The organism is Herbaspirillum sp. 3R11, assembly GCF_004563925.1.
Taxonomy (GTDB): Bacteria; Pseudomonadota; Gammaproteobacteria; order Burkholderiales; family Burkholderiaceae_D; genus Herbaspirillum.
The window spans coordinates 51,838-77,282 of sequence record NZ_SPNJ01000005.1 but is presented as its reverse complement, the minus strand read 5'-3'; the positions used below and the strand labels follow the sequence as shown (position 1 = coordinate 77,282).

Sequence of the window (25,445 nt, the reverse complement as noted above, 5' to 3'; positions counted from 1 at the left end):
GGATGTTCCCCCGGCTCCGACGTCAGCCCTTGTAAATCCCGCAGCCGATCACCAGGCCGTTGACCTCTTCGATGTAGGTGGTCTTTTCTTCCAGCACGGCGGTGACCGGGTTCGGCCAGCGGTAGTCGATCCAGCCTTTGCCGGCGCTCTTGGCGGTGTCGACGAATTGCTTGATGAACAGCTTGCCGTCGGCGTCCTTCAGGTCGATCAGGTTGCGCCCGATCAGCTTGGCATTTTCGCCGTGGGCGAGCGTGTTGCCGTTGAGGTCGATGACGTTGATGTAGAGGTCGCGCTGCTTGAATGCCGGCGTTGGGCGGCTGAAGTCGGCCAGCGCCGCGTCCTTGCCCTGCTGTTTCACGTGCTGCACCGCACGCCTGACCATGGCCACGGCATCTTCCGTATGGTTCTCGAGGCGGAAGGCGCTGACCGATTGCGCCAGCGAAGTCGCCAGCTCCTGCATCTTCACCGCCGACGAGGCGGCCTGCTCGACCATCGCGGCGTTCTGCTGCGTCATGCGGTCCATCTGCGTGATGGCCTGGTTGATCTCGCCGATGCCGCTGCTCTGCTCGCGGCCGGCCTGGGTGATTTCGGAAATGATGCGTTCGACGTGCTGCACCGAGTCGACGATTTCCTTCATGGTGCCGCCGGCCTGGCCGGCCAGCGCGTTGCCGCTCTGCACCTTCTGCACCGAGTCGTCGATCAGGGTCTTGATTTCCTTGGCGGCGACGGCCGAGCGTTGCGCCAGGTTGCGTACTTCCGAGGCGACCACGGCGAAGCCCCTGCCCTGCTCGCCGGCGCGCGCGGCTTCGACCGATGCGTTGAGCGCGAGGATGTTGGTCTGGAAGGCGATGCCGTCGATCACGCTGATGATCTCGACGATCTTGCGCGAGCTCTCGTTGATGGAACCCATGGTGTCGAGCACCTGGCTCACGACCTGGCCGCCCTTGACGGCGAAGCCGGACGCCGCTTCGACGATCTGGTTGGCGCGCACGGCGTGGTCGGCGTTCTGGGTGACGGTGGCGGTCAGTTGCTCCATCGAGGAAGCGGTCTGTTCCAGCGAGCTGGCCTGCGCTTCGGTGCGCGCCGACAACTCGCTGTTGCCGCTGGCGATCTGGCCGGAGGCGTCTGAAATCACTTGTGTGCTGGAGCGCACTTCACCGACGATCTTGAGCAGGCTCTGGTTCATGGCCTGCAAGGCGCCCAGCAAATCGCTGACTTCGTCGCGCCCTTCCACCACTACTTTGGAAGACAGGTCGCCGGTGGCCACGCGCCGCGCAATCGACACCGCCGCCTGCAAGGGCCGCGTGATGCTGCGGCTGAGGCGCCAGGCGACCAGGGCGCATGCCAGCATCAGTGCGACGCCGGCGCCGATGGCAAACTTCAGCAGCACGCCGCGCGCAGCATCGGAGTCCGTCAACGCCGCAGCGATCGCGCTCTTCTGCGCCGCCGGCACGGTGGCGGCGATCTGCGTCAGTTGCTGCGACAAACCGTTTTGCAGCGACGCCGCCTGGATGGCGATCGTCGCGCCGAGCGCGACCAGCAGCACGAACAGCAGCGCAAAGCCGCCGCCCAGCCGCACACCGATAGAAAACCGACGCAGGTTCATTGTCTCCACTCCGTTGTTGTTCGTGATTTGCGATCTGTGCCGCAAGTTGTCTTGCCGTACTTTTTAATGCTTCGCGAAACCTAGGTAGCTCTCGATGATCTGCTTGTTGGCAGCGAGTTCCGAGGCCGGACCTTCCATCACCGGCTCGCCCATTTCCAGCACGTAGGCGTAGTCGGCGACCTGCAATGCCGCGCGCGCGTTCTGCTCGATCAGCAGCGTGGCGACGCCGGTCTTGCGCAGCTCGCTGATGATGTGGAAGATTTCCTTGGTGATCAGCGGCGCCAGGCCCAGGCTCGGTTCGTCGAGCATCAGCACTTGCGGCTTGGCCATCAGCGCACGGCCGACCGCCAGCATCTGGCGCTCGCCGCCGGACAAGGTGCCGGCCGCCTGCTTGCGCCGTTCCAGCAGGCGCGGGAACAAGGTGTAGACCGAGTCGAGCTGGTCCATGTAATTGGATTCACCGTTCTTCTTGCGCTTGTAGGCACCCAGTTGCAGGTTGTCTTCAACGCTCATGGTGGCGAACAGCTCACGCTTTTCCGGCACCAGGCAGAGGCCGCGCGCGACGCGGTCTTCGACGTCCATGCTGCTCAGTTCCTGGCCGAGGTACTTCACGCTGCCGCTGGCCGATCCGCTGGTCGGCAAGGCGCCCATGATGGCGTTGAGCAGGGTCGACTTGCCGGCGCCGTTGGGGCCGATGACGGTGACGATCTGGCCGGCGCGTACTTGCAGCTTGGCGCCGTGCAGCGCTTCCACCTTGCCGTAGCGCGCGTCGAGGTTACTGACGTCGAGCAGGACTTCGCCGTTGTTGATGATGGCGTTGGCTAGGTTGTTACTCATCATTCAACTCCTCCGAGATAGGCTTCCAGCACGGCAGGATGGACCTGGATCTGCGCCGGCGTTCCCTCGGCGATCTTGGTGCCGAATTCCATGACCACGATGTGATCGGTCAGTTGCATCACGAAGTCCATGTCGTGCTCGACCAGCAGCACGGCCATGCCTTCGGCGCGCAGCTTCCTGAGCAGTTCGGACAACGCCTCTTTTTCCTTGTAGCGCAAACCGGCGGCCGGTTCGTCCAGCAGCAGCAAGGCCGGATCGCAGCACAGCGCGCGGGCGATTTCGAGGATGCGTTGCTGGCCCAGCGCCAGGCTGCCGGCCGGACGGTACAGCATGTCGCCGAGGCCGACGCGTTCCAGCTGGCGTTTGGCTTCGAGCAAAATTTTGTCCTCTTCCTTGCGGTTCAGGCGCAGGATGCTGGCCAGTGCGCCGCCTTGCGCTGCACGGTCGCCGCGCAGGTAGGCGCCCATGGCGGCGTTCTCGAGCACGCTCATGCCTGGTACCAAGCGCACGTGCTGGAAGGTGCGCGCGATGCCGCGGCTGGCGATCTGGCGCGACGACAATCCGGCGATCGAGCGGCCGCGATAGTTGACTTCGCCGCTGGTGATCGGCAGCACGCCGGTGACCAGGTTGAAGGTGGTCGACTTGCCGGCGCCGTTGGGACCGATCAGGCCGACCACTTCGCCGGCCTTGACCGAGAAGCTGACGTCGTTGACCGCCACCAGGCCGCCGAACTGCTTGCGCGCGGCCTTGACGTCGAGAATGACGTCGCCGGCGGCAGGCTTGTCCTTGTGCGCCAGCGCAGGTGCATCGTCCGGCGCCCTGGCCGACGGCCGGCCCGGGAAGCGCGCCTGGATGAACGGCCACAGGCCTTCATTGGCGTATTGCAGGAACAGCACCAGCGCGATGCCGAATACGATGGCTTCGAAGTTGCCGCCGGTGCCGAGCACGGCCGGCAGCCATTCTTGCAGGAAGTTGCCGAGCAAGGTGATCAGGCCGGCGCCGAGCAGCGCGCCCCAGACGTAGCCGGCGCCGCCCACCACCACCATGAGCAGGTAGTCGATGCCGTACTTGAGGCCGAACGGGGTCGGGTTGACCGCGTGCTGCAAATGCGCGTACAGCCAGCCCGACACGCCGGCCAGCATGGCGGCATAGGCGAAGATGACGATCTTGAGCCAGACTGTATTGACGCCCATCGCTTCCGGCATGACGTAGCCGAACTTGAGCGCGCGCACGGCGCGGCCGGTGCGCGAGTTGAGGAAATTCTTGACCGACACCAGCGCCAGGATCACCACCACCCAGATCAGCACGTACATCGACTTGCCGCTGCTGAACTCGAAGTTGAACAGCGAAATCGACGGGATGCCGCCAATGCCGTCGTACTTGCCCAGGCTCTCCAGATTGCCGAACAGGAAGTACAGCGACAAGCCCCAGGCGATGGTCGACAGCGGCAGGAAGTGGCCCGAGATGCGCATCGTGACCGCGCCGATCAGCAGCGCCGAAACGCCCGTGATGAGCACGCCCGCCAGCAGGCCGATCCATGGCGACAGGCCGAATTGCGTGGTGATGTAAGCGGTGGTGTACGCGCCGATACCGACGAATGCAGCCTGGCCGAACGAAGTCAGGCCGGCGACGCCGGTCAGCATCACGAGACCGAGCGCGACGATGCTGTACAGGCCGACATAAGATAACAGCGTGATCCAGAACGGCGGCACCGACAGGAACGGCAGCGCCAATACCAGCAATAAAACGACGACCGGAGCAATGGTCGAGAGAACGAGTTTGTTTTTCATGTGTTCCACCTCAGGCTTCTTCATCGACGTGGTTGCTGGTGAGCGAGCGCCACAGCAAGACGGGGATGATCACCGTGAAGACGATGAGGTCCTTGAACGAGCTGGCCCAGAACGAGGAGAAGCTCTCGATCAGGCCGACGCCCACCGCGCCGATAGCGGCGATCGGATAGCTGGCCAGGCCGCCGAAGATGGCGCCGACAAAACCCTTGAGCGCAATCAGGAAGCCCGATTCGTAATTGATGATCGTGAACGGCGCGATCAGGATGCCGCACAGTGCGCCGATGCCGGCGCTCAATGTGAACGACAGCTTGCCGGCCTGGTTGGTGCCGATACCGACCAGGCGCGCGCCGAGGCGGTTGACGGCGGTCGCACGCAGAGCTTTGCCCGACAATGTGCGTTCAAAGTAGAAATAGATGCCGACGATCAGCGCGATCACGGTGCCGATCACGATCAGGCTCTGGCCCGAGATCGTCATCTCGCCGATGGTGAATTGCGCATCGGTGAAGGGCAAGGTGTTGGAGCCTTCCGGACCGAACATCAACAGGCCCAGGCCGACCATCGCCAGATGCACGCCCAGCGAAACGATCAGCAGCACCAGGATGCTGGCATGCGCCAGCGGCTGGTAGGCCAGGCGATACACCATCGGGCCCATCGGCACGACGATGGCCAGCGCCAGTGCGATCTGCGCCAGCATCGGCAAATCTTTGAGCGGGACGTAAAGCGTGACGGCGTAGATGGCGATCGGGAACAGCAGGTATTTGCCCGCCAGCAGCGGCAGCTGACCGAGCAGCTTGCCGCGGCGATCGGCGCGGCGCAGGTTGCTGCCCAGTTCGCACAGGATGGTTGCCACGCCCAGCGCCACCATCAGCAGCGCGGATTGCGGCGCATGGCCGGCTTGAATTGCCGCCAGCGTCAGTGCGCCGAAGGCGACGAATTCGCCTTGCGGCAACAAGATGACTCGCGTCACCGAAAAAACCAGTACCAATGCCAGCGACAGCAAGGCGTAAATTGCGCCTGTCGTAATGCCGTCTTGCACCAGGACCGCAAAGATACTTGCGTCCACGTCCATCCTCCCTTGGTTGCATGGCGGCAGGCGCGCGCCGTGCAGATTGAAATAGTGTTGTCGAAGGCGATGCCGGTCGATGCCGGTTGCCGCCTTCCGCCCTGCGTGCGCACTCCGGAAATTCAGGAGCGCTGCCGCAGGCTTTTTGTTATTGGGTGTTGCGGGGTATTACCGTGATCAGTTCTTCTTGGCGACCAGCGTCAGGATGTCGTACGAGGCCACCAGTTCACCGTCCTGGTTGGTCACTTCGACGTCCCATGCGACCACGCCCTGGCCGACGCCGTTGACGTCTTTCTTGTTGCGGTCGATCTTGCGCTTGCAGGTCAGGCGTGCGCGGATGGTGTCGCCGATGCCGACCGGCTTGACGAAGCGCAGCGTGTCCAGGCCGTAGTTGGCCAGCACCGGTCCCGGGGCTGGCGAGACGAACAGCCCGGCCGCAGCCGACAGCACGAAGTAGCCGTGCGCGATGCGCTTGCCGAACGGCGACTCCTTGGCGGCGATCTCGTCGAAGTGCATGTAGAAGTAGTCGCCCGACAGGCCGCCGAAGTTGACGATGTCGGCTTCGCTGACGGTGCGGCGATGGGTCAGCAGCGAGTCGCCGATCTGCAGGTCTTCGAAGTGATGACGGAACGGATGGATGTCGGACTCACGCACGGCAGCACCGCGCACGTGTTCGCCGGTGACTGCTGCCAGCATGGTCGGCGAACCTTGCACCGCGGCGCGTTGCAGGTAGTGCTTGACGGCACGCGCGCCGCCCAGCTCTTCACCGCCGCCGGCGCGGCCGGGACCGCCGTGCTTGAGTTGCGGCAACGGCGAACCGTGGCCGGTGGATTCCACCGCCGCTTCGCGGTCGAGGATCAGCAAACGTCCGTGCCATGCGGCGGCGATCGGAATGGCCTTGGCGGCGACCTTGGGGTCGTGCGTCACGAGGCTGCCGACCAGGCTGCCCCGGCCGCGTGCGGCCAGGTCCAGCGCGCCGTCGAAATCGTCATAGGCGATCAGCGTGCTGACCGGGCCGAAAGCTTCAATATCATGCACCGCCGGATTGGCGACGCCATCGCGGCACAGCAGCAGCGTCGGCGCAAAGAAGGCGCCGTCACCAACCGCATCGCCGACCGGATTGAAGCCGTCGCCGGCACCGAAGATCTGTTCATTGCCGGCCTTGAGCAAAGCCAGGCGTTCTGCCACGTCATGCTGTTGCGCCTTGGAGGCCAGCGGCCCCATGCGTACCTGTTCGAGGGACGGGTCGCCCACCACGGTCTTGGCCAGGCGCGCGCGCAGGCGTTCGGCGACGGCGTCGATGTGTTGGCGCGGCACGATGGCGCGACGGATCGCGGTGCACTTCTGGCCGGCCTTGGTGGTCATTTCGCGCGCCACTTCCTTGACGAACAGATCGAACTCTTCGTCGTCCGGCGTGACGTCGGGGCCGAGGATCGCGCAGTTGAGCGAATCGGCTTCGGCGTTGAACGGAACGGAATTGCGGATCAGGTTCGGATGCACGCGCAGCTTGGCGGCGGTGTCGGCCGAACCGGTGAAGGTCACCACGTCCTGGCCCAGCATGCGGTCCAGCAGATCGCCGGTACCGCCGATGATCAGTTGCAGGCTGCCTGCCGGCAGCAGGCCAGAGGCGTTGATCAGGCGTACTGCGGCTTCGGTCAGGTAGCTGGTGGCGGTGGCCGGCTTGATCAGGCACGGCATGCCGGCGAGGAAGGTCGGCGCGAATTTTTCGAGCATGCCCCAGACCGGGAAATTGAAGGCGTTGATGTGCACGGCGACGCCGCCGCGCGGCACCAGAATATGCGTGCCGGCGAACTTGCCCTGCTTGCCCAGCGGGATGGCCGGACCTTCATGCACCAGATTGCCGGATGGGAATTCGTTGCCGCCCACGCTGGCGTAGGCGAACAAGGTGCCGGAACCGCCCTCGATGTCGATCCAGCTGTCGGCGCGCGTGGCGCCGGTGTGCGCGGAGACGGCGTAGAGCTGTTCCTTGTGTTCGTTGAGGTATTTCGCGAGCGCGCGCAGGATGCCCGCGCGTTGCTGGAAATCGAGCTTCAACAATGCCGGCAATCCCTGCTTGCGCGCATAGGTCACGGCTTCGTCGAAGTCGATGCTCTCGGCGTGCGTGGAGGCGATGAGACGGCCGTTGACGGCGCTGTTGAGCGGCGTCGCGGCGGTGGAACCGATCCAGCGGCCGCCGATGTAGCTTTGCAAGAGTGTGGATTGTGCTGTCATTGCTGTTTCCGTTATTTGCTCGAAATGCCGAGGCTGCGTGACGACAAAAACGGCAAGGCGCTGATGTAAGCCTCCCCTCGGAAGCCCCCCTCAGCCGCCCTGCCCGTTTTCATTTCATCGCATTGCCGGTAAAGATGTTGTGCTTACGGTTGGTACTTCCATGCGCCGTTGACGATCTTCACCATCACCGATGCGCGTTGATCCAGGCCGAGGTGGTCGGTCGCCGACATGTTGTAGACGCCGTGCACGCCGTTGACATTTTTGGAGGCTTCCAGTGCGTCGCGCAGTGCGGCACGGAATTCAGGCGTACCGGGCTTGCCCTTCTTCAGTGCTTCCGGCGCGGCGGCCTGCAGCAGCAGGCCGGCGTCCCAGGCATAGCCGCCGAACAACGAAACGCTATCCTTGCCGTGTACCGCCTCATACTTGGCGGTGTAGCCCAGGGCAGCCTTGCGGATCGGGTTGTCGGCCGGCAGTTGCGCCGCCACCAGCACGGGGCCGGCCGGCAGCAAGGTGTTGTCCAGCAGCTTGCCGCCTACGCGCAGGAAGTCCGAATTGGCGACGCCGTGGGTCTGGTAGATCTGGCCCTTGTAGCCGCGTTCGGCCAAGGCGCGCTGCGGCACGACGGCCGGAGTGCCGGAGCCGGCGATCAGGATCGCATCAGGCTTGGCCGACATCAGCTTCAAGGCTTGCGCGGTGGCCGAAGTATCGTTGCGTGCAAAACGTTCGTTGGCGACGACTTCAACCTTCTTCAAGGCGGCGGCCTTGCTGAATTCGGTATACCAGCCTTCGCCATAAGCATCCGCAAAACCAACGAAACCGATACGCTTGTAGCCGCGCTTAACCATGTCCTGCACAATCGCCAGCGACATCATGATGTCGTTTTGCGGGGTCTTGAAGACCCATTTCTTTTTCGCGTCCATCGGTTCGACGATGCGCGCCGAGGCGGCCAGCGAAATCATCGGCGTCTGCGCTTCGGCGACCACTTCGATCATCGACAGCGAGTTCGGCGACACGGTCGAACCGATGATCAGGTCGACGTTGTTTTCAGAGATGAAGCGACGTGTGTTCTTGACCGCCTGGGTAGTGTCGGAGGCGTCGTCCAGCACGATGTAATTCACTTTTTGGCCGGCGATGGTGGTCGGCAGCAAGGCGATGGTGTTCTTTTCCGGGATACCGAGCGATGCAGCCGGGCCGGTGGTCGAGAGGGTCACACCGACGTTGATGTCGGCGTGCGCTGCGCCGGCGAAAGCCAGCATTGCCAATGCAACCGACGTGGTCAGGGCGTTGAGTTTTTGGACGAATTTCACTTGCAGTCTCCTTGGTTGATTTTCTGGTCACTTCTTGCTGCATCGTTTGTCTGCAGCGTCCTGCCCGGATGGAAGCGGCTTGCACCGTTCCCTCCCCGTCTCTTGCGCGGGAATGATCGACTCTCGATCTGGAGCCTTGCTCATTCCTGCCGTATTCTTTTCCTTCTCAGGACTGGCCGATATCGTCCAGTCGCACTGCGCCGATACCGCCGAACAACAGGTCCGACACCACCATCGCCATGCGCTCATGCGTCAGCCCGCCGTCGGGCTTCAACCACATGAACATCCAGTTGATCATGCCGAACAGCAGCATCGTCAACGGCTTGGCCATCTTGCTGGCGTCCAGCTCGGGCCGCACACCGATCATTGCCTGCGCCATGGCGCCAACCACCTTGCGCTCGCCGGCGAAGATGCGCTGCTGGTCTTCCTCTTTCAGGAAACGCACATCCTCGGTCAGCACCCGATGCTCATTCTGGGCATCGGCGTATTCCTCGACAAATCGCTGCACCATCAGGCGCAGGCGCGGTTCCGGCGCCAGGTCCTGCTGCGCCACTTCATCGACCAGAGCGCACAGGCGCTCGATATGGCCTTCGCAGATAAACATCAGCAACTGATATTTGTCCGACATGTAGTGATACAGCGATGCCTTCGACAGACCGCATGCCTCCGCCACTTCATTCATCGACGTGCCGGGAAAACCATTGCGCGCGAACAAGGTTGCCGCTTGCTCGATGATCAGGTCGCGCTGGTTATCAAATCCTGCTGCACGCTTGCGTGGCATAGCTTTCTTCCTTTCAACAATTTCCAAGAAGCCGTGATTGTGCCGTAATCGGGCCCAATTCAGCTTCACTTATCGCTCTCACCGGCTTGCATTCACTCGTCGCTGCGCAAGTTCGTGCTGGCATTCCGGCATGTCGCGACATGCTGAAAGAACGTCAAACTATCTCCCGACCGTTTTTACAATGGCTCGCTCTTCCGCTCTGGGCGCGGCTTTGGCGCGCACTCTTGCACGCCGCGAACGCAACACAAATAGCGAAAATAGTTCAAAACATTATTGACCGACCGGTCGGTTGAATTTATTATTAACCAAAATCGGATGCCAGGCAAATGTTTTTTACATTGCCCCGCCCCGCCAAAAACAGAGCCGGAACATCTGGACAAGCAGGTCATCAAGGAGACGAGCAATGCCGTGTTATTCGATAGAAGGCGTGATCCCGGTGGTGGATCCCAGCGCCTACGTTCATCCGACCGCCGTCTTGATCGGCGACGTGATCGTCGGACCGGATTGCTATATAGGACCGGCCGCCTGCCTGCGCGGCGATTTCGGCCGCATCGTCATGCATCGCGGCTCCAATGTGCAGGACACCTGCGTGGTGCACGGCTTCCCGGCGCATGACACGGTGATCGAAGAAAACGGCCACATCGGCCACGGCGCCGTATTGCACAGCTGCATCGTGCGCCGCGACGCGCTGGTCGGCATGAATGCGGTAGTGATGGACGACGCCGAAGTCGGCGAAGAAGCCATCGTCGCCGCCAGCGCCTTCATCCGCGCCGGCATGAAAGTGCCGCCGCGCTCGCTGGCCGCCGGCGTCCCGGCCAAGATCCTGCGCGAACTGACCGAGCAGGAAATTGCCTGGAAGCGCGAAGGCACGCATACCTATCAGGACCTGACCAAGCGTTGCCTGGCCAGCATGAAGGAAGTCCAGCCGCTGCAAGAGATCGAAGCCGATCGGCCGAAGTTGAAAGCGCCTGCGGTGGAGCCGCTGATCGCGGCAAAGAAGAACTGAAGCGTCACCTTAGTCACCTTATTTAGAAACACGCCGTCGCGCCGCAGTGAATCATTGATCGGGTCATTGATCAGCGCGGCCACAATCACCTCAGTGGAGATGAACATCATGTATGCACAACTGGTAGAAACCGGACTCAAGAACGTGCGCTCAGCCGACGAGATGAGCGAGGAAGAACGCGCGTTCCAGGCGCGCATCGACGACGGCGTCAAGATCGAGCCGAAGGATTGGATGCCGGACGCCTATCGCAAGACGCTGATCCGTCAGGTGTCGCAGCACGCGCACTCGGAAATCGTCGGCCAGTTGCCGGAGGCGAACTGGGTCACGCGCGCGCCGACGCTGGAGCGCAAGGCCGTGCTGCTGGCCAAGATCCAGGATGAAGCCGGCCACGGCCTGTATCTGTACAGCGCCGCCGAAACCTTGGGCGTGACGCGCGATCAGCTGCTGGCCGACCTGCACTCGGGCAAGGCCAAGTATTCCAGCATCTTCAATTACCCGACGCTGTCGTGGGCCGACATGGGCGCCATCGGCTGGCTGGTGGACGGCTCCGCGATCATCAACCAGATCCCGCTGTGCCGCTGCTCTTACGGTCCGTATGCACGCGCCATGGTGCGTGTGTGCAAGGAAGAATCCTTCCATGCGCGTCAGGGCTACGACATCATGATGTCGCTGTGCAAGGGCACGCCGGAACAGAAACAGATGGCGCAGGATGCACTCAATCGCTGGTGGTGGCCGTCGCTGATGATGTTCGGTCCGTCCGACGCCGCCTCGGTCAACAGCGCGCAGTCGGCGCAATGGCGCATCAAGCTGTTCTCCAACGACGAGCTGCGCCAGCGCATGGTCGACCAGACCGTGCCGCAAGCCCAATACCTCGGTCTGACCGTGCCCGATCCGGATCTCAAGTGGAACGAGGAAACCGGCCGCTACGATTTCGGCGCGATCGACTGGGAAGAATTCCACAACGTCCTGCGCGGCAACGGCCCTTGCAATCGCGAGCGCCTGCAGACGCGCAACAAGGCTTACGACGACGGCGCATGGTTCCGCGATGCGCTGGTCGCCCACGCCGACAAGAAACAAACGGCGCAAGCCGCCGCATGAGTAGCCACATAAGTAGCCACATAAATACGTAATCCAATACAACACAGCCACGACCGCCCCACCACCTGTTTGCAGCGTGGGCCGGTCCAGTCCAAAGGAAGAGATGATGAGTAAAGAATGGCCGCTATGGGAAGTTTTCATCCGCAGTCAGCACGGCCTGGCGCACAAGCACGTCGGCAGCCTGCACGCGCCTGACGCCGAGATGGCGATCAACAATGCGCGCGACGTCTACACGCGCCGCAACGAAGGCGTCGGCATCTGGGTGGTGCGCGCCGCCGATATCGTCTCCAGCAGCCCGGGCGACAAGGTCGCGCTGTTCGAGCCGGCCAACAACAAGGTGTATCGCCACCCGACCTTCTTCCCGATGCCGGAAGAAGTGAAGAACCTCTAATCTTGCGATCAGGAAACCGGCATGTCAGATAAAGCAACTTATGTACGCCGCCTCGGCGACAACGCGCTGATCCTCAGCCAGCGCCTGTCCGAGTGGTGCGGCAAGGGCCCTGCCCTGGAAGAGGATATGGCCTTGACCAACGTCGCCCTGGACCTGATCGGCCAGGCGCGGATGTGGCTGTCCTACGCCGGCGAACTCGAAGGCGACGGCCGCGGTGAAGACCAGTTGGCCTTCCTGCGCGACGCCCACCAGTTCAGCAACGTGCTGCTGGTCGAACAGCCCAATGGCAACTACGCGGATACGCTGGTGCGCCAGTTCTTCTTCGACGCGGCGCATTACTTCCTGCTGGAAGCGCTGACGACCTCGACCGATCCGCGCATCGCCGAGATCGCCCAGAAGTCGATCAAGGAAGTGACCTATCACGTGCGCCGCAGCGGCGACCTGATCGTGCGCCTCGGCGACGGCACCGAACTGAGCCATCGCATGGTGCAGCAGGCTGTCGATTACCTGTGGCCGTACACCGGCGAACTGTTCAGCAGCGACGCCGCCGACCTGGCCATGCAACAGGAAGGCGTGGCGCCCGCGCCGGATGCGATCCGCGCGAAATGGCTGCAGCACGTGCAGGAAATCCTGACTGAAGCGACCCTGCAGACGCCGCCGGCCGACGCCTGGATGCAAAGCGGCGGCAAGCAAGGCAAGCACACCGAACACCTCGGCTACTTGTTGGCGGAAATGCAGTTCCTGCAACGCACGTATCCGGGAGCAAGCTGGTGATCGCGAGCGCTTCCAGCCTGTCGACCGAGCAGCTCCAGGAACAAATCTGGAGCTGGCTGCACCTGGTCCCCGATCCTGAAATCCCGGTGATTTCGGTGGTGGACCTGGGCATCGTGCGCGATGTGCAAGTCAGCACCAGCACTGGCACGAGCGCGGACGACGAGCAGGAAGTGCAATGCACCATCGTGATCACGCCGACCTATTCCGGCTGCCCCGCCATGAACGTGATTTCCCAGGAGATCGTCGCGGTGCTGGCGCAGCACGGCGTGGCCGGCGTCGACATCCAGACCCGGCTGTCGCCGGCCTGGAGCACCGACTGGATGAGCGAACACGGCAAGAGCCAGCTCAAGGGCTACGGCATCGCGCCGCCGGCGCAACAGGTGATCGACATCAGCGGCATCAGTCGCAAGCGCTTGCAGGCGCCCAAGGTGGCCTGCCCGCATTGCGGCTCGATGCACACCGTGGTCGTCAGCCAGTTCGGTTCAACCTCCTGCAAATCCCTGTACCAGTGCAAGGATTGCCTGGAGCCGTTCGACTATTTCAAAGCCCATTGAGCCCATTGATTCTTCAATAGGCGTCCCAAGCACATCAGGCAGACACCCATCATGAGCAAATTTTATCCTCTGACCGTCGGCAACGTGAAGAACGAAACCCGCGACACCATCGTCGTGTCGTTCGACGTGCCGGCCGAACTCAAAGAGACCTTCCAGTACACTCAGGGCCAGCACCTGACGCTGCGCTCCGAGATCAACGGCGAAGACCTGCGCCGCTCCTACTCGATCTGCTCGGCGGTGCAGGACGACCAGTTGCGCGTGGCGATCAAGCGCACGCAAGGCGGCGTCTTTTCGACCTGGGCCAACGACACGCTCAAGCCGGGCCAGAGCCTGCAGGTGATGCCGCCGATGGGTCACTTCAACCTGCCGCTGGACGCCGCCAACCAGAAACATTACCTGGCCTTCGCCGCCGGCAGCGGCATCACGCCGATGCTGTCGATCATCAAGACCACGCTGCTGGCCGAACCGGGCAGCCGCTTCACGCTGGTGTACGGCAACCGCGCGTCGTCGTCGGTGATCTTCAAGGAAGAGCTGACCGACCTGAAGGACATCTACCTCGAACGCCTCAACGTGGTCTACGTGATGAGCCGCGAACAGCAGGACGTGGAGTTGTTCAACGGCCGCATCACGCGCGAGAAGTGCGACCAGTTCTTCAAGTCCTGGATAGCCCTCGACGACATCGACGCCGCCTTCATCTGCGGCCCGGAAGAGATGCTCAACGCCGTCAGCGCATCGCTGCAAGCCAATGGACTGGACAAGTCCGCCATCAAGGTCGAACTGTTCGCCGCCAGCATCCCGAAGCACAAGGCCGTGGCAGCGCGCCCGGTGGTCGGCAAGCAGGAATGCGAAGTCACCGTGATCGTCGACGGCTACCACACCGTCTTCACGATGGAGAAGGAAAAGGAATCTCTGCTCGACGCCGGGCTCAAGAACGGCATCGACATGCGCTACTCATGCAAGGGTGGCGTCTGCGCCACCTGCCGCTGCAAGATCGTCGAAGGCAAGGTCGACATGGACGCCAACTACTGCCTGGAAGACTATGAAATCGCGCGCGGCTTTGTCCTGAGCTGCCAGAGCTTCCCGGTCACCGACAAGCTGTTGATCGACTTCGATCAGGATAATTGAACTCGCTGATCCGCGCTAATCCGCGCTGACCCCAGCTGATCCAAAGTCGACCACTACACAATCATTCAGGAGACTACATGTCGACCACCTTCTTTGAACGCCACCGCGCCACGCTGGATAAAGCGGTACAAACCATCGGCGAACGCGGCTACTGGAGCCCGTACAGCGAAAGCCCGAGCCCGCGCGTCTATGGCGAAACCGCCGCCGACGAGGGCAAGGCCGCTTATGATGCGCGCCTGAACCGTCCGTTCGAGATCGACCAGACCGGCACCACTGGTCGCACCGGCAATGAAGTCTCACCTTACGGCCCGGCCCTCGGCATCACGTATCCGAAGGCCGACATCGACCAGTTGCTGCAAGGCGTGGCCGCCGCCGGCGTCGCCTGGCGCAAGGCCGGACCGCAAGTCTGGGCCGGCGTCGCGCTGGAAATCGTCGCGCGCCTGAATGCCCGCAGCTTTGAAATCGCCCACGCCGTCATGCACACCACCGGCCAGGCCTACATGATGTCCTTCCAGGCCGGCGGCCCGCATGCGCAGGATCGCGCCGTCGAAGCGATCGCCTATGCCTGGCAGGAAACCAGCCGCATCCCGGCCGGCGCGCACTGGGAAAAACCGCAAGGCAAACATGATCCGCTGAAGATGCAGAAGAGCTTCCGCATCGTGCCGCGCGGCATCGGTCTGGTGATCGGCTGCTGCACCTTCCCGACCTGGAACAGCTATCCCGGCATGTTCGCCGACCTGGCGACCGGCAACACCGTGATCGTCAAGCCGCACCCCGGCGCGATCCTGCCGCTGGCGATCACGGTCGAGATCGCACGCGCGGTCATCGCCGAAGCCGGCTTCAATCCAGACGTCGTCACGCTGGTCGCGCATGAGGCCGGCGACAAGGTCGCCACCGAACTGGCGCTGCGCCCCGAGATCAAGCTGATCGACTTCACCGGCAGTTCCGCCAACGGCAACTGGCTGGAGCGCAATGCGGTGCAGGCGCAGGTCTTCACCGAAAAATCCGGCGTCAACCAGATCGTCATCGACTCGACCGCCGACTTCAAGGGCATGGCGCGCAACATCGCTTTCTCGCTGGTGCTGTACTCCGGCCAGATGTGCACCACGCCGCAAAATATCTACATCCCGAAAGACGGCATCGATACGGCGGAAGGCCACGTGAGCTTTGACGCCGTGGTGGCGGCGATCGGTGAAGCCATCGGCAAACTGACCGGCGATCCGGTCAAGGCGGTGGAACTGCTGGGCGCGATCCAGAACACCGCCGTACTCGACCGCATCGAGGCGGCGCGCAAGGTCGGCGAGGTGGTGCTCGACAGCGTGTCGCTGCAGCATCCGCAATTCCCCGAAGCGCGTATCCGCACACCGCTGCTGGTGAAGGCGGCCGGCGGCAAGGCCGTGACGGAAGAATTCTTCGGCCCGATCTCGTTCGCGGTCGCCAGCGACAGCACGGCCGAGAGCATCAAACTGGCCGAGAAAACCGTGCGCGAACATGGCGCGCTGACGCTATCGGCCTACACCACCGACGCCGCCGTCAAGGAAGCACTGGGCGACGCCGCCGCCGAAGCCGGCGTGGCGCTGTCGCTGAACCTGACCGGCGGCGTGTTCGTCAATCAGTCGGCGGCCTTCAGCGACTTCCACGGCACCGGCGCCAATCCGGCCGCCAACGCCGCGCTGGCCGATACCGCCTTCGTCGCCAGCCGTTTCCGCGTGGTGCAGACCCGCGAACCCGTCTAACCAGTTAGGAATCCGCCATGCAATACGAATCCATCCTGTTTGAAAACACCGACGGCGTTGCCGTCATCACGCTGAACCGGCCCGACAAGCTCAACAGCTTCACGGTCGCCATGCATCTGGAAGTACGCGATGCGCTCGACCAGATCGCCGCCGATCCGCGCGTGCGCGTCTTGCTGCTGACCGGCGCCGGACGCGGCTTCTGCGCCGGGCAAGACTTGTCCGACCGCGCGGTGAAGCCGGGCGACGGCGCCGTTGATCTGGGCGAATCGATTGAAAAATACTACGGCCCGCTGGTGCAGACGTTGCGCGCCCTGCCCTTCCCGGTGATCTGTGCGGTCAACGGCGTGGCGGCAGGCGCCGGAGCCAATATCCCGCTGGCGTGCGACATCGTGCTGGCGGCGCGTTCGGCCAGTTTCGTTGAAGTGTTCTGCAAGCTGGGCCTGCTGCCGGACACCGGCGGCACCTACTTCCTGCCGCGCCTGGTCGGCACTGCGCGCGCGATGGGCTTGGCGATGCTGGGCAACAAGCTGAGCGCGGAACAAGCCGAGCAATGGGGCCTGATCTGGAAATGCGTCGACGACGACAAACTGCAAACTGAAGCGCGCGCCATGGCGCAGCATTTCGCGAGCGCGCCGACCAAGGGTCTGGCGCACACCAAGGCGGCGATCTATCAGAGCCCGGCCAATACGCTGACCGAACAACTGGCGCTGGAACGCGACAGCATGCGCGCACTCGGCTACAGCCGCGACTACAAGGAAGGCGTCACGGCCTTCCTTGAAAAGCGTGCGCCGCTGTTCACCGGAGAATGAGCATGTCGGGCAGCAATCATTCCAAAGCACTTGCACCTTCGCGTACCGTTGCCGTCATCGGCAGCGGCGCCATGGGCGCCGGCATCGCGCAGGTGGCGGCGGCAGCCGGCTACAGCGTGCAGCTGTTCGACACGCGCACCGAAGCGGTGGCGAAAGCCATCGCCGACATCGGCGGCATGTTCGACAAGCTGGCCGGCAAGGGCCGCATGACGGCCGACCAAGCGCGCGCCGCGACTGCACGTCTGCGTCCGACGGCGGCCTTGTCCGAGCTGGCCGAAGCCGGCCTGGTGGTCGAAGCCATCGTCGAGAACCTCGACGTCAAACGCAAACTGTTCGCCGACCTGGAAGCCGTGGTCGCGGACGACTGCATCTTCGCCAGCAACACCTCGTCGATTTCCATCACCAGCATCGGCGCGGCGCTGCGTTTGCCGCAACGGCTGGTGGGCATGCATTTCTTCAACCCGGTGCCCTTGATGGCGCTGGTCGAAATCATCAGCGGCCTGGCCAGCGATGCGGCCGTGGCCGAGTGCGTGTACGACACCGCGCTGGCCTGGGGCAAAAATCCGGTGCACACCAAATCGACGCCGGGCTTCATCGTCAACCGCGTGGCGCGTCCCTACTACGCCGAAGCCCTGCGCATCCTCAATGAGCAAGCGGCCGAACCGGCCACCATCGACGCCATCCTGCGCGAAGCCGGCGGCTTCCGCATGGGGCCCTTCGAGCTGATGGACCTGATCGGTCATGACGTCAACTTTGCAGTGACGCAGTCGGTATTCAACGCCTACTTCACTGATCCGCGCTTTACGCCGTCGCTGATTCAGCAGGAGTTGGTCAACGCCGGCTTCCTCGGGCGCAAGAGCGGACGCGGCTTCTATCGCTACGGTGCGGATGCGGTCGTGCCGACGCCGGTTACGGAAGCTGCGGTTGAGCGTGCTTCGCAAGCTGTCCAGCTGTCCGGCACCAGCCAGCTGGCTGAAGCGCTTGCCGCACGCCTGGGCAACGTCAGCATCGAGCGCAGCAGCACGCCCGGCGCCGACGGCCTGGTGCTCCAGTGCGGCAACGCCCGCGCCTATCTGACCGATGGCCGCAGCGCCACCCAGCGCACTGCCGACAACCGTCATGCAGATACCGTGCTGATCGACCTGGCGCTGGACTTCAGCAAGGCCACACGCGTGGCCGTGACGCGCGCCGATCAGTGCAGCGATGCCGCCTACTCCTCCATTGTTGCGTTGCTGCAGGCGGCCGGCTTTGCGGTTTCGCGTCTGGACGACGTGCCCGGCATGGCGGTCATGCGCACCGTGGCGATGCTCGCCAACGAAGCTGCAGACACCGTCAACCAGGGCGTGTGTAGCGCCGCCGACGCCGACATGGCGATGCAGAAAGGCGTCAACTATCCGCGCGGGCCGCTGGCCTGGGCCGACGCCATTGGACTGGACACCATCGCCGAGGTGCTGTCGCACCTGGCCGCCGCCTATGGCGAAGACCGCTATCGCGTGTCGCCGCTGATCATGAGAAAAACCGCGAGCAAAGGACAGTTCCATGGCTGAAGCAATCATCAACGCCGCTGTTGTACCCGCTGTTTCACTGAATCCTGAAGAGGCACAGGCGCTGGCCGAAGCCACCGCCAAGTCCATGTATGCGCGTGACAACGCCACGCAGGCGCTGGGCATCAAGATCCACGAAGTACGTCCCGGCTATGCGCGGCTGTCGATGCAGGTGCGTTCGGACATGCTCAACGGCCATGCGTCCTGCCACGGCGGCTTCATCTTTGCGCTGGCCGACAGCGCATTCGCGTTCTCATGCAACAGCCGCAACCAGGCCACGGTCGCGTCCGGCTGCAGCATCGAGTACCTGGCGCCCGGCGCGGTCAACGACGTGCTGACGGCGGAAGCCATCGAGCAATCGCTGGCGGGTCGCACCGGCGTCTACGACATCACCGTCACCAACCAGGACGGCAAGCGCATCGCGCTGTTCCGCGGCAAGTCCTATCGCATCAAGGGCGAAGTCATCGCCGGACTGGACGCCACGGCGCTGGCGCGAGCAGCTGCAGCCTGACGCGCCGGACACGACAATATTCATTACACAATAGAGCAGAGCCCTCACGGAGACCACCATGCCACAACGCACCCCACAACCAGGCGACCTGGAAGCCATCGAAACCGCCAGCAAGGACGAGCTGCAGGCCCTGCAATTGCAGCGCATGAAGTGGTCCCTCAAGCACGCCTACGACAACGTGCCGCATTACCGCGCCTCGTTCGACGCCGCCGGCGTGCATCCGGACGACCTGAAGACGCTGGCCGACCTGGCGAAATTCCCGTTCACGGGCAAGAAGGACCTGCGCGACAACTACCCGTTCAACATGTTCGCAGTGCCGCGCGAGCAGGTCGTGCGCATCCACGCCTCCAGCGGCACCACCGGCAAGCCGACCGTGGTCGGCTACACCCAGAACGACATCGACACCTGGGCCACCGTGGTGGCGCGTTCGATCCGCGCAGCAGGCGGTCGCAAGGGCGACATCGTGCACATCTCCTATGGCTACGGCCTGTTCACCGGCGGCCTGGGCGCGCACTACGGCGCCGAGAAGCTGGGCTGCACGGTGATCCCGATGTCCGGCGGCCAGACTGAAAAGCAAGTCCAGCTGATCCAGGACTTCAAGCCGAGCATCATCATGGTGACGCCGTCGTACATGCTCAACATCATTGAAGAATTTCAACGCCAGGGACTCGATGCGGTGGACAGCTCGCTCAAGGTCGGCATCTTCGGCGCCGAACCGTGGACCGACGCCATGCGCGCCGAGATCCAGGCGCGCGCCGGCATTGACGCGGTCGATATCTACGGCCTGTCGGAAGTCATGGGACCGGGCGTGGCCAGCGAATGCATCGAAAGCAAGGATGGCCCGGTGATCTGGGAAGATCATTTCTATCCCGAAATCATCAACCCGGAAACCGGCGAAGTGCTGCCGGACGGTTCCGACGGCGAACTGGTGTTCACCTCGCTGACCAAGGAAGCGCTGCCGATCATCCGCTACCGCACCCGCGACCTGACGCGCCTGCTGCCGGCGACGTCGCGCTCGATGCGCCGCATCGGCAAGATCACCGGCCGTTCCGACGACATGCTGATCATCCGCGGCGTGAACGTGTTCCCGACCCAGATCGAAGAACTGATCCTGAAGATGCCGAAACTGGCGCCGCAGTATCAACTGGTGGTCGGCCGCAACGGCCATCTCGACACCTTGGGCGTGACCGTCGAGCTGCGTCCGGAAGTCGCGCTGTCGTCCGGCGACATCGATGCGCTGGCGAACGAACTGCAGCATCACATCAAGACGCACGTCGGCGTGACCACGTCAGTGCAGGTGGTGGCCAGCGGCAAGATCGAGCGGTCTGCCGTGGGCAAGGCCAAGCGCGTGGTCGATCAGCGTCCGAAGGTAGTGCATGAAGCGCCGACCGGCGCGATCTGAGCGATACCAACCAACCCCTATTCAGCCATCAGGCAACAGACAAGGAACATCATGGAAGCTTTTATCTGCGACGCCATCCGCACCCCTTTCGGCCGCTTCGGCGGCGCCCTGTCCGGCGTGCGCGCCGATGACCTGGCCGCCTTGCCGATTCGTGCGCTGATCGAGCGCAATCCCGGCGTCGACTGGACCAAGGTCGACGACATCATCTACGGCTGCGCCAACCAGGCCGGCGAAGACAACCGCAACGTCGCACGCATGGCCGGCTTGCTGGCCGGCTTGCCGGTTGAAGTGCCGGGCACCACGCTGAATCGCCTGTGCGGCTCGAGCATGGATGCGGTCGGCACTGCAGCGCGCGCCATCAAGGCCGGTGAATGCGACCTGGTGATCGCCGGCGGCGTGGAAAGCATGACGCGCGCGCCGTTCGTGATGGCCAAGGCGGAGTCTGCTTTCTCCCGTTCCGCAAAAATCGAAGACACCACCATCGGCTGGCGTTTCATCAATCCACTGATGAAGGCCAAATACGGCATCGACTCCATGCCGGAGACGGCAGAAAACGTGGCTGACGAATTCAAGATCAACCGCGCCGACCAGGACGCCTTCGCCGTACGCAGCCAGCAACGCTGGGCCGCCGCCAATGCCGCCGGGTTCTTCGCCGGTGAAATCGTGCCGGTCACGATCCCGCAAAAGAAGGGTGATCCCAAGATCGTCAAGGACGACGAGCATCCGCGCCCTGACACCACGGTCGAAGCACTGGGCCGCCTCAAAGGCGTGGTTCGCCCGGACGGCACCGTCACCGCCGGCAACGCCTCGGGCGTCAACGACGGCGCCTGCGCCGTGCTGCTGGCCTCGGCCGCAGCGGTCGACCGCTACCAGCTGAAGCCGCGCGCCAAGGTGCTGGGCATGGCCACTGCCGGCCTGGCGCCGCGCATCATGGGCTTCGGCCCCTCGCCGGCTTCGCGCAAGGTGTTGGCGCAGACCGGACTGAAGCTGGAACAGATGGACGTGATCGAACTCAATGAAGCCTTCGCCGCGCAAGGCCTGGCGGTGACGCGCGATCTCGGCCTGGCGGACGATGCCGCCCACGTCAATCCGAACGGCGGCGCCATCGCCATCGGCCACCCGCTGGGCGCATCCGGTGCACGCCTGATCACCACCGCGATCAACCAGCTGGAACGCACCGGCGGCCGCTACGCGCTGTGCACCATGTGCATCGGCGTCGGCCAGGGCATCGCCGTGATCATCGAACGCGTCTGAAGGACGGCCACTCCATGAGCGAGCAATCCGTCACTTCCACCGTCACCTCGAACCAAGACATTCTGGTTGAACGCAGCAGCGTGCACGTGCTGCTGATCACGCTCAACCGCCCGGACGTGCGCAACGCGCTGCGCAACAACAGCCTGCGCGAAATTGCCGCCGAGCTGGAGCTGGCGGAAGCCGACGACAGCATCCGTGTCGTGGTCATCACCGGCGGCGCGAAAGTGTTCGCCGCCGGCGCCGACATCAACGAGATGGCGCAGACCGACGCCATCAGCGCCCTGCTCGATGTGCGTCCGCAGTATTGGAAAACCATCGCCGGTTTCAGCAAGCCCTTGCTGGCCGCCGTCAATGGTTACGCGCTGGGCGCCGGTTGCGAAATGCTGATGCATGCCGACATTGCCATCGCCGGGCGCGGCGCAAAAATAGGTCAACCGGAAATCAACCTCGGCACCATTCCCGGCGCCGGCGGCACGCAGCGCCTGATCCGCACGGTCGGCAAGCCGCTGGCGATGAAGATGGTGCTGAGCGGCGAGTTTTTGTCGGCCGATGATGCACTGACGGCAGGCCTGATCGCTGAAGTCGCCGACGATGAGCAAACGCTGCCGCGCACGCTGGCGCTGGCCGAAACCATCGCCGTCAAGTCGCCACTGGCCCTGCGGCTGGCGAAGGAAGCCATGCTCAAGTCGTATGAGCTGGGCCTGGAAGCCGGACTGAATCTGGAGCGCAAGTCGTTTTCCCTGCTGGCGGCCAGCGAGGATCGGCGTGAAGGGATTGCAGCGTTCAAAGAAAAGCGCACGGCGCAGTTTGTCGGACGCTGAATCGTGTGACTATCCGACCCGAGGCCGGTTGCGCGGTCATGCCATGGAAAAAGCCGTCCAGTGGACGGCTTTTTCCATGCGGGCGACACAGGTGATCAGCGTGTCACGCCGGGGCTTGCGACTTTGCCGACGATATTGAGGTCCGGCTTCTTGACCGCGACCTGCGCTGTAAACTCGCAGCGCGCTTCCGCAGTGTCGAAAACAATGCCTTTGGCGTCCTTCGGGCGCGGCGGCAACTGGTACTGTACCGAACATTGCTCGGTTGCCGCCGGTCCCCAACGCATCTGAAGGCGTCCTTCATCCTCGTTGGTGGTGCGCACGAACACGCGGCCGCCCTGTCCGGCCAGACCGATCGAATTGCCCTTGTCATCCAGCGCTTCGGCGCCGAACGGCACCGCATCGCCGTTCGGCAGCGTCACCTGAAGCAGCATGGAGCGGCCGCTCACGGTCGGGTATTTCAGCATCACCACCGCCCCTGCCCGTGGCGCAACGCGCTGGCTGGTGATCGCCAGTTCGACGTCGGTAGAGGTGCCTTTGGGATCGAGGGCAATTTCGTTGAGACGATATGGCGTCATGTACGGCACGACCGCATAGCCGCGACCGTCCACCCGCACACCGGCGGTGTTGACCATGGCGCCTTCGGCGTCGCGCGCCTCGACGATGCCGATGGTTTCACCCACCGATTGCGCCAGCGTAATGCCACCTGGATGCGCGACGATGGCGCCGGATGCCTGCGCCGACATTTGCGTCGAGCCGCCGTTCGTGTAACCGTAGCTGCCGCCGACATTGGCATAGGCGGCACGGTACTGGCCATTGACCGACGCGTTCGAAGAACCCGGGCTCTTGCTTGCACTCACGCCATAGCTGAAGGCATTGTCCTCTCCCAGCACGCCGCTAAGCGTCGATTGCAGGCTGGTACCGCCGGCGCTGTCCTTGCTGACGCTGGCCGTCATCATCGGCGATTGCACCTCACGGCCGAGCGGCATGGAGGCGCTGGCGTAATACTGGGTGCTAGTGGCGCCGCTGGTCAGATCCTTCTGGCGCTGCATGTAAACGCTGTAGCTGATCATCTTCCAGCTGTTGTTGTAGCCGGCCTGGTATTGCATGGTCGAGCCGTCGCGGTTCCAGTAGTTCTGCATCGAACTGCTGAGGTAGAAAGAGCCGTTCTTGTCGCCCAGGGACTGATTGACCATCAGCTGCAGCTGGCTGCGTTGGCGATCGATCTGACTATTCGAGAATCCCTTGGCGGTCAGATCCTTGGCCATCAGCAGGTCTTGCAGGCGCATGAAGCCGGCGCTGGAATAGCGGTACGCCGCCAGCGACAGATTGGTGCCGGTGTCTTTCAGCAGCTTGCTGTAGTCGGCCTTGTAACTCTGGCCGGAGCGTGTTTCCTGCTCCGAGACCTTGGCGTGCGACTGCGTCATGCTGGCCGAGAACGCACCAACTTCGGTGTTAAGCGCCGCGCCACCTACCGCCGACAGATAATCGTTGGCAGCCTGTGCGCCGCCGAACAGGGTCACGCTGTTGGTCATGCCACGCTCATACGTCGCCTGAACAAAATTGGCCTGCGACAATCCATAGTTGCGTGTGCGACCGGCGGTGACGCTGTAGCGGCTGACGCCGGGGCGCAGCAATTGCGCCACCGATGCGTACGGGACGGTGAAGCTGCTGCGGCTACCGTCGGCTTCGGTAACGACGACCGACAGGTCGCCGCCGTAGCCGGTAGCGTACAGATCATTGATCTCGAACTGACCGGGAGCGACCGTGGTTTCGTAGAGGATGTTGCCGGCCTGGGACACCGTCACCTTGGCGTTGGTCTTGGCGACACCGCGCACCACCGGCGCGTAACCGCTGAGGGAATCCGGGAGCATGCGGTCGTCCGATGCCAAGCGCACCCCGCGGAATGAGAAGCTGTCGAAAAAATTACCTGGTGTGAATGTATCGCCGATGGTCAGTTGGCTTTTCAGGTCGATCAGGTCTCGCTGCAGATAGGTCGCGGTATTCTGAAAACGTGTCTCACCGCCGCTTTGCTTTGTCACCGCCGAAAAGTTGCGCAAGCGCCAGTCGCCCAGATTGATGCCGCCGTTGAGACCCAGATAATAGGAGGAATTGGACGGCGCTCCAGGTGTGCTGGTGCGATAGGTATTGAAGTTGTAGCCTAAGATCGCCGCATTGACGCCGCGATCCCAGAATTCCGGACTGACGTAGCCGCGCGCCTGCCTGCGCAGCGCAATCTGCGGAATACTAACGTTCAGGCGCAGTTCGGCATTGTCGAACGACGCGGTCGCGCTGGGAATCAACTCTTCGATGTTGAGACAACTCTCCGGTGTTGCCTGCTTGATGATCTCCAGCGTCTCAGGCGAAAGTTTGGCGAAGTCGACGCCTGCCATGTCCAGGAAAGCGCGATCCGCACAAAACACCACGTTGGTCGGATCGCCGTTGACGCTGCGCATCACCACATCCGAACGCCCCATCCACGAGTCATTCACATAGACGTCGGCGCGGTAAGAACCGGCCTGGACCGGATTGCCGTTCTGAAAACGCGACAGGTCGACCGACTTGCCATCCTTGCGTTGCAGGAACTGATCGTTGAACTGCGCCTGTGCCAAGGCGGTCGGTTTTTTCTCCGCATGGGCGGCACAGGCAGGCAACGCTGCAAGCATGACCAGAATCATGTTGCACAGGGGCTTGCGTTTGAGTGTCGGACGAATGGGTTTCATGGTTTCTGCTGGGTCCTCTTGCGAGGACTTGCTGCGTTTCAATAATGATGGAGAGATGACCTGACCTAAAAAACTTCGACCGCC

General features: G+C 63.1%; 21 protein-coding genes. 13 read left to right on the top strand and 8 right to left on the bottom strand.

The features are described 5' to 3' along the window. Positions 1-22 precede the first annotated feature (22 nt). From E4P32_RS20370 to E4P32_RS20340, 7 genes are all read right to left on the bottom strand, one after another. Positions 23-1,606 carry a methyl-accepting chemotaxis protein gene (locus tag E4P32_RS20370; RefSeq protein WP_116435410.1) on the bottom strand — a complete coding sequence of 528 codons (1,584 nt, stop codon included), beginning with the start codon at positions 1,604-1,606 and terminating at the stop codon, positions 23-25. Between the two features lie 63 nt (positions 1,607-1,669). Beyond that, the gene (locus E4P32_RS20365; protein ID WP_116435708.1) at positions 1,670-2,443 is read right to left on the bottom strand and encodes an ABC transporter ATP-binding protein; all 774 of its coding nucleotides are present in this window, start codon (positions 2,441-2,443) and stop codon (positions 1,670-1,672) included. Next, a complete protein-coding gene (locus tag E4P32_RS20360; RefSeq protein WP_116435707.1) occupies positions 2,443-4,233 on the bottom strand; it encodes a branched-chain amino acid ABC transporter ATP-binding protein/permease in 1,791 nt (596 codons plus the stop codon). The genes E4P32_RS20365 and E4P32_RS20360 overlap by 1 nt, the downstream gene beginning before the upstream one ends. 10 nt (positions 4,234-4,243) lie before the next feature. After that, positions 4,244-5,296: a branched-chain amino acid ABC transporter permease gene (locus E4P32_RS20355; protein WP_116435706.1), complete on the bottom strand. Its 1,053-nt coding sequence runs from the start codon at positions 5,294-5,296 to the stop codon at positions 4,244-4,246. A 177-nt stretch (positions 5,297-5,473) separates the two neighbouring features. Continuing rightward, on the bottom strand, positions 5,474-7,528 hold the full coding sequence (gene paaZ / locus E4P32_RS20350; RefSeq protein ID WP_116435409.1) for a phenylacetic acid degradation bifunctional protein PaaZ: 2,055 nt from the start codon (positions 7,526-7,528) through the stop codon (positions 5,474-5,476). Positions 7,529-7,671: 143 nt separating this feature from the next. After that, complete coding sequence (locus E4P32_RS20345) at positions 7,672-8,784, bottom strand: ABC transporter substrate-binding protein (protein ID WP_116435705.1); 1,113 nt, start codon at positions 8,782-8,784, stop codon at positions 7,672-7,674. A gap of 217 nt (positions 8,785-9,001) precedes the next feature. After that, positions 9,002-9,616 (bottom strand): TetR/AcrR family transcriptional regulator, encoded by a 615-nt coding sequence (locus E4P32_RS20340; RefSeq protein ID WP_116435408.1) that lies wholly within the window; start codon positions 9,614-9,616, stop codon positions 9,002-9,004. A gap of 403 nt (positions 9,617-10,019) precedes the next feature. Between E4P32_RS20340 and paaY the strand changes: the two genes are divergently transcribed. The 13 genes from paaY (at position 10,020) to E4P32_RS20275 (ending at position 22,641) form a co-directional block, all read left to right on the top strand. Next, the gene (paaY, locus tag E4P32_RS20335) at positions 10,020-10,622 is read left to right on the top strand and encodes a phenylacetic acid degradation protein PaaY (protein WP_116435407.1); all 603 of its coding nucleotides are present in this window, start codon (positions 10,020-10,022) and stop codon (positions 10,620-10,622) included. A 108-nt stretch (positions 10,623-10,730) separates the two neighbouring features. After that, complete coding sequence (paaA, locus tag E4P32_RS20330; RefSeq protein ID WP_116435704.1) at positions 10,731-11,720, top strand: 1,2-phenylacetyl-CoA epoxidase subunit PaaA; 990 nt, start codon at positions 10,731-10,733, stop codon at positions 11,718-11,720. 106 nt (positions 11,721-11,826) lie between these two features. Further along, a complete protein-coding gene (paaB, locus tag E4P32_RS20325; RefSeq protein ID WP_016836359.1) occupies positions 11,827-12,111 on the top strand; it encodes a 1,2-phenylacetyl-CoA epoxidase subunit PaaB in 285 nt (94 codons plus the stop codon). A gap of 21 nt (positions 12,112-12,132) precedes the next feature. Next, the gene (paaC, locus tag E4P32_RS20320) at positions 12,133-12,885 is read left to right on the top strand and encodes a 1,2-phenylacetyl-CoA epoxidase subunit PaaC (protein ID WP_116435406.1); all 753 of its coding nucleotides are present in this window, start codon (positions 12,133-12,135) and stop codon (positions 12,883-12,885) included. Further along, positions 12,882-13,439 (top strand): 1,2-phenylacetyl-CoA epoxidase subunit PaaD, encoded by a 558-nt coding sequence (gene paaD, locus E4P32_RS20315; RefSeq protein ID WP_116435405.1) that lies wholly within the window; start codon positions 12,882-12,884, stop codon positions 13,437-13,439. The genes paaC and paaD overlap by 4 nt, the downstream gene beginning before the upstream one ends. A 51-nt stretch (positions 13,440-13,490) precedes the next feature. Beyond that, positions 13,491-14,564 carry a 1,2-phenylacetyl-CoA epoxidase subunit PaaE gene (gene paaE, locus E4P32_RS20310; RefSeq protein ID WP_116435404.1) on the top strand — a complete coding sequence of 358 codons (1,074 nt, stop codon included), beginning with the start codon at positions 13,491-13,493 and terminating at the stop codon, positions 14,562-14,564. Positions 14,565-14,641: 77 nt separating this feature from the next. Then, on the top strand, positions 14,642-16,300 hold the full coding sequence (paaN, locus tag E4P32_RS20305; protein ID WP_116435403.1) for a phenylacetic acid degradation protein PaaN: 1,659 nt from the start codon (positions 14,642-14,644) through the stop codon (positions 16,298-16,300). A gap of 17 nt (positions 16,301-16,317) precedes the next feature. Further along, positions 16,318-17,109, top strand: a complete 792-nt coding sequence (gene paaG / locus E4P32_RS20300; RefSeq protein WP_116435402.1) for a 2-(1,2-epoxy-1,2-dihydrophenyl)acetyl-CoA isomerase PaaG — start codon at positions 16,318-16,320, stop codon at positions 17,107-17,109. 2 nt (positions 17,110-17,111) lie between these two features. Continuing rightward, entirely contained in the window at positions 17,112-18,656 is a 1,545-nt protein-coding gene (gene paaH, locus E4P32_RS20295; RefSeq protein ID WP_116435401.1) for a 3-hydroxyacyl-CoA dehydrogenase PaaH, read from the top strand. After that, complete coding sequence (paaI, locus tag E4P32_RS20290) at positions 18,649-19,164, top strand: hydroxyphenylacetyl-CoA thioesterase PaaI (RefSeq protein ID WP_116435400.1); 516 nt, start codon at positions 18,649-18,651, stop codon at positions 19,162-19,164. The genes paaH and paaI overlap by 8 nt, the downstream gene beginning before the upstream one ends. Positions 19,165-19,222: 58 nt before the next feature. Further along, positions 19,223-20,566 (top strand): phenylacetate--CoA ligase PaaK, encoded by a 1,344-nt coding sequence (gene paaK / locus E4P32_RS20285; protein WP_116435399.1) that lies wholly within the window; start codon positions 19,223-19,225, stop codon positions 20,564-20,566. 51 nt (positions 20,567-20,617) lie between these two features. After that, positions 20,618-21,820, top strand: coding sequence for a 3-oxoadipyl-CoA thiolase (pcaF, locus tag E4P32_RS20280; RefSeq protein ID WP_280651051.1), 1,203 nt, complete (start codon positions 20,618-20,620; stop codon positions 21,818-21,820). Positions 21,821-21,834: 14 nt separating this feature from the next. Further along, positions 21,835-22,641, top strand: coding sequence for an enoyl-CoA hydratase-related protein (locus tag E4P32_RS20275; RefSeq protein ID WP_116435397.1), 807 nt, complete (start codon positions 21,835-21,837; stop codon positions 22,639-22,641). 95 nt (positions 22,642-22,736) lie between these two features. Here the strand turns inward: E4P32_RS20275 and E4P32_RS20270 are convergent, their stop codons facing one another. Further along, on the bottom strand, positions 22,737-25,361 hold the full coding sequence (locus E4P32_RS20270; protein ID WP_116435396.1) for a fimbria/pilus outer membrane usher protein: 2,625 nt from the start codon (positions 25,359-25,361) through the stop codon (positions 22,737-22,739). Between the last annotated feature and the right edge of the window lie 84 nt (positions 25,362-25,445).